Origin of the sequence: Streptomyces sp. MK37H, from assembly GCF_018035285.1 — a bacterium.
GTDB lineage: Bacteria > Actinomycetota > Actinomycetes > Streptomycetales > Streptomycetaceae > Streptomyces > Streptomyces endocoffeicus.
On the sequence record NZ_JAAAYH010000580.1, the window covers coordinates 1 to 4495 of the forward strand.

Annotated in this window: 3 protein-coding genes; 2 read left to right on the forward strand and 1 reads right to left on the reverse strand. The window is 74.9% G+C overall.

The features are described 5' to 3' along the window. Window positions 1-251: 251 nt before the first annotated feature. Window positions 252-740, forward strand: a complete 489-nt coding sequence (locus GWI24_RS40920) for a DUF6299 family protein (RefSeq protein ID WP_210951093.1) — start codon at window positions 252-254, stop codon at window positions 738-740. 34 nt (window positions 741-774) lie between these two features. Here the strand turns inward: GWI24_RS40920 and GWI24_RS40925 are convergent, their stop codons facing one another. Then, the gene (locus GWI24_RS40925) at window positions 775-1380 is read right to left on the reverse strand and encodes a TetR/AcrR family transcriptional regulator (protein ID WP_210951094.1); all 606 of its coding nucleotides are present in this window, start codon (window positions 1378-1380) and stop codon (window positions 775-777) included. Window positions 1381-1502: 122 nt separating this feature from the next. Between GWI24_RS40925 and GWI24_RS40930 the strand changes: the two genes are divergently transcribed. Further along, window positions 1503-4145 (forward strand): glycoside hydrolase family 3 protein, encoded by a 2643-nt coding sequence (locus GWI24_RS40930; RefSeq protein ID WP_210951095.1) that lies wholly within the window; start codon window positions 1503-1505, stop codon window positions 4143-4145. Window positions 4146-4495: the final 350 nt, after the last annotated feature.

The window sequence follows — 4495 nt, forward strand, 5'->3', positions numbered from 1 at the left end:
CGCCCGGCGGCCACCCGTTGGGCGGTGCCGGACACGCCGCACGGGGGTGAGGTTCCCCCGGACGGGTTCGGCCGCCCGGTAGCTGTACGGGCAACTGAACTCCCGCTCACGGGCATCCGTTCGGGGCTCCGCTCGGGAGGAGGCGGCGGAACCCCAGCGGGAACCCCGCAGCGGGAAGCTCCCCGCCCCTGGAGGTATGTACGTCCATGCGCAACCGCCGCCGCGCCCTCGGCGCCCTTACCGTTCTTCTCATGGCGGCGCCGGCCGCCCACGCCGCGCCGGCCGCCCACGCCGCGCCGGCCGCCCACGCCGCCCCGGCCGCCCACGCCGCTCCGGCCGCCCACGCCGCGCCCGCAGGGCACGACCGGCCGCGTCTGCCTCTGCCCTGGACCGACGATCTGACCGTCGACCGCACCGGGGACGTCACCCCGGACGGATCCGTCACGCTGTACGGCAGCTACCGCTGCGTCCGGGAAGGGACGCAGTACACGCGGGCGAGCGTGCTCGTCACCCTCACCCAGGGCCGGGAGCGCCACGGCCTCGGCGGCTATAACGCGATCTGTGACGGACAGCGGCACCGCTGGCTGATCGACGCGGTGGACGTGGGACGGTACGAACCGGGACCGGCGGAAGCCGAGGTCACCCTGTTGAGGTTCGACGCCGGCGGCTCCTTCGTACCGGTGCCGAGGAACGCGGCCGGGGTCGAGCGGGGGGTCAGGCTGGTGGGCGGCGACGACTGAGCCACCGTCACGAGACGGCCCGCCCGCTCGGCCGTCACCCCTTGGCCGCTTCGTCTCCCTGCCCCAGCAGGGAGACGAAGGCCCGGAAGAGGGCGGGCATGTCCACCGCGTCCCGGTCGTGCAGCCACTGGAACTGCAGCCCGTCCATCACCGCCACCAGCAGCGGCGCGGCGGCCTCCGGGGTGAGCCCGCCGGGGAGCCGGTCGCCGAACTCGCCGCGCAGGATGGCCGCCATGTCGGCGCGCACCTTGTCATAGCGCTGGGTGAAGAAGCCGCGTGCGGGGTGCTCGTCGGTGACGCTCTCGCCGAGGAGCGCGGAGAAGGTCTGGACGATGCCGGGGCGCATCGCGTTGTAGTCCACCAGGGAGGCCAGCAGGTCCAGCGGCCATACGTGCCCTCCGTCGCCCCGCGCGGAGCCGGTGTCCCACTGGTCGCGCTCCTCGAGCACGGCGATGAGGAGCGAGTCCTTGGTGGGGAAGTAGTGGAGCAGCCCCTGTTGGGTGAGGCCCACCCGCTCGGCGACCGCGCCGAGGGTCGCGCCCCGGTAGCCGCGCTCGGCGATCACTTCGAGCGCGCAGCGGACGATCTCCGCCCGTCGTTCCTCACCACGTCTGGTACCGCGCTCGGTCGCCCTCTCCATGCTCGTACCGTAGAGCACGTTTGATAACGAGTCGATAACGGTACCTACCTGGCGACAGGTTCTCGGGTCCACGATGGCCCCGGACGAGGACCGGACGGGACCCGCACCGGGAGGGGCGAGCGATGGCGGACGCGATCGGCGAGGGTGGCGAGGGTAACGAGGGCGGCATGGCCGAGGCCGTGGAGAAGGCCCTCGGCCTGCTGGATCTGGACACCAAGGCGCGGCTGCTGTCCGGGCAGGACATGTGGAGCCTGCCCGCAGTTCCGGCGATCGGGCTGCGCTCCCTGGTGATGTCGGACGGCCCGATCGGCGTCCGTGGCGTCCACTGGACCGCCGACGACCCCTCCATCGCCCTGCCCAGCCCCACCGCGCTCGCCGCGACCTGGGACCCGGAGCTCGCCCGGCGGGCGGGGCGGCTGCTCGCGCAGGAGGCGCGGCGCAAGGGCGTCCATGTGCTGCTCGCGCCCACGGTCAATCTGCACCGCTCCCCGCTGGGCGGCCGCCACTTCGAGGCGTACAGCGAGGATCCGTATCTCACCGGCGAGATCGGCACCGGCTATGTGACGGGTGTGCAGGACGGCGGAGTGGGCACCACCGTCAAGCACTTCGTGGCCAACGACGCCGAGACCGAGCGCTTCACCGTCGACAACCAGATCGCTGCGCGGGCGCTGCGCGAGCTGTATCTCGCGCCCTTCGAAGCCATCGTCAAGAACGCCCGCCCCTGGGGCGTCATGGCCGCCTACAACGGGGTCAACGGCTCGACCATGACCGAGCACCGCGAGCTCCAGCAGGGCGTGCTGCGCGGTGAATGGGGCTTCGACGGCTTCATCGTCTCCGACTGGATGGCGGCCCGTGACACCGTGCGGGGGCTCAAGGGCGGGCTCGATGTCGCGATGCCCGGCCCGCGGACCGTCTACGGCGAGGCGCTGGCCGCCACGGTGCGCGACGGCCGGGTGAGCGAGGCGGAGCTGGACGAGGCGGTGCGGCGGCTGCTCACCCTGGCCGCCCGGGTCGGCGTCCTGGACGGCGCGGCCCCGGCCGTCGCCCCCGCCGACCGGCCCGGCCCCATCGACGGGGACGCGCTGGCCCGCGAGATCGCCCGGCGGTCCTTCGTACTGCTGCGGAACGAGGGCGCGGGCGGCCGGGAAGCGGTGCTGCCCCTCGCCCCCGGCGTCCCCGGCGGGGTGCGGTCGCTGGCCCTGATCGGCGCCGCGGCGCGCGATGCCCGGGTGCTGGGCGGCGGCTCGGCGGTGGTCTTCCCCGACCGTGTGGTCTCACCGCTCGACGGGCTGCGGGCCGCCCTCCCGCCGGGCGTCGAGCTCAGCTACGCCGTGGGTGCCGACCCCACCAATGAACTCGCCCCCGCCGCCCAGGGGTTCGCGCTGCGTGCCGTGGTCCGGGCCGCCGACGGGCGGGTGCTCGGCGAGTCCCGGCTGCCCGGCGGGCAGGTGCAGTGGATCAGCGACTTCCCCGACGGGGTGAGCTTCGAGGAGCTGCACACCGTCGAGACCGTCGGCACCTTCACCCCGCGCGAGAGCGGCGCCCACTCCTTCGGCACCAGGGGGCTGGGCGGCCTCCGGCTGGCCGTGGACGGCAAGGTGCTCTTCGAGGGGGAGGAGCACCCGGCGGACGTCGCCGACCCCTTCGAGGCGTTCATGGGCTCGCCCGTGCCCCGGGGCCAGGTGGAGCTCACGGCGGGCGAACCGGTGGAGGTCAGCCTCACCTGCGCGGTGGCCCGTCCCGAGGACGCCCTTCTCGACGCCGTCTGCTTCAGCCTGCTGCACCGGGCCCCGGAGCGGGATGCCGAGGAGCTGATCGAGGAGGCCGTCGCCGCGGCCGAGGCGGCCGAGGCGGCCGTGGTGGTGGTCGCCACCACCGAGCGGGTCGAGAGCGAGGGGTTCGACCGCGGGCATCTGCGGCTGCCGGGCCGTCAGGACGAGCTGGTGCATCGGGTCGCCGCCACCGGCACCCCCACCGTGGTGGTGGTCAACGCGGGGTCCCCGGTGGAGATGGCCTGGCGGGACGAGGTCGCCGCGGTGCTGTTGAGCTGGTTCCCGGGCCAGGAGGCGGGGGCCGCGCTCGCCGACGTCCTGCTGGGCGCGGAGGAGCCCGGCGGCCGCCTGCCCACGACCTGGCCCCAGCGGCTCGAGGACGCCCCGGTCAGCGCGGTCACGCCCAGCGAGGGCCGACTGGTCTACGACGAGGGTGTGTTCATCGGGTACCGCGCGTGGGAGCGGCGGGAGGGGATCGCTCCGGCGTACTGGTTCGGGCACGGCCTCGGCTACACGGACTGGGCGTACGAGGCGATGGACTTCACCCCCGCGGAGGGCGACGGCGAGGCGCTGGGCACGGTGACCGTGCGGGTCCGCAATACGGGGGCCAGGGCGGGCCGTGAGGTCGTGCAGCTCTACCTCGCCGTGCCCGAGAACGATGCCCGGGGCGCCACGGAGAACGATGCCCAGGGCGACGCCGAGAACGATGCCCGGGGCGACGCCGAGAACGATGCCCAGGGCGACGCCGAGAACGATGCCCGGGGCGACGCCGAGGACCGCCCGGTCCGGCGCCTCGCGGGCTTCGCATCGGTCACCGCCGCCCCGGGGGAGACGGCCGAGGCGACCATCCCCCTGCCCCGCCGAGCGGCAGAGATCTGGGACGAGACAAAGGGCGCCTGGCGCCTGATCCCCGGCACCTACGCGGCAGAAGCAGGCCGCAGCGTGGCCGACCGCCGCTTGTCGTTCCCGGTGCCCGTGCGGCCGACGGCCTGAGCCCGCCCAACGCACGCTGCCGCGGCCCGGGGCCGCGTGGTGGGGCGTGCCCCGCCCGCCCCGGTGGGGCCGCACCACGCCTGATGTGGTGGGGCCCACCCCGGGGTTGACGTGGGTCCGTGCCCCGGCCGCCGGGGCTACGCCGCCCGGCATGCGGCGAGGCTGCTCGCGTCCGCCGGTTAGAGCGTGTCCGACGGGTCGTGACGCCTGCGGCGGGCTGTTCCCCTCCCCGCCCCTTCCCGAAACTGGGGCTCCGCCCCAGACCCCGGAGGGCCGGGGCTTCGCCCCAGACCCCGGAGGGCCGGGGCTCCGTCCCAGACCCCGGAGGGCCGGGGCTCCGTCCCAGACCC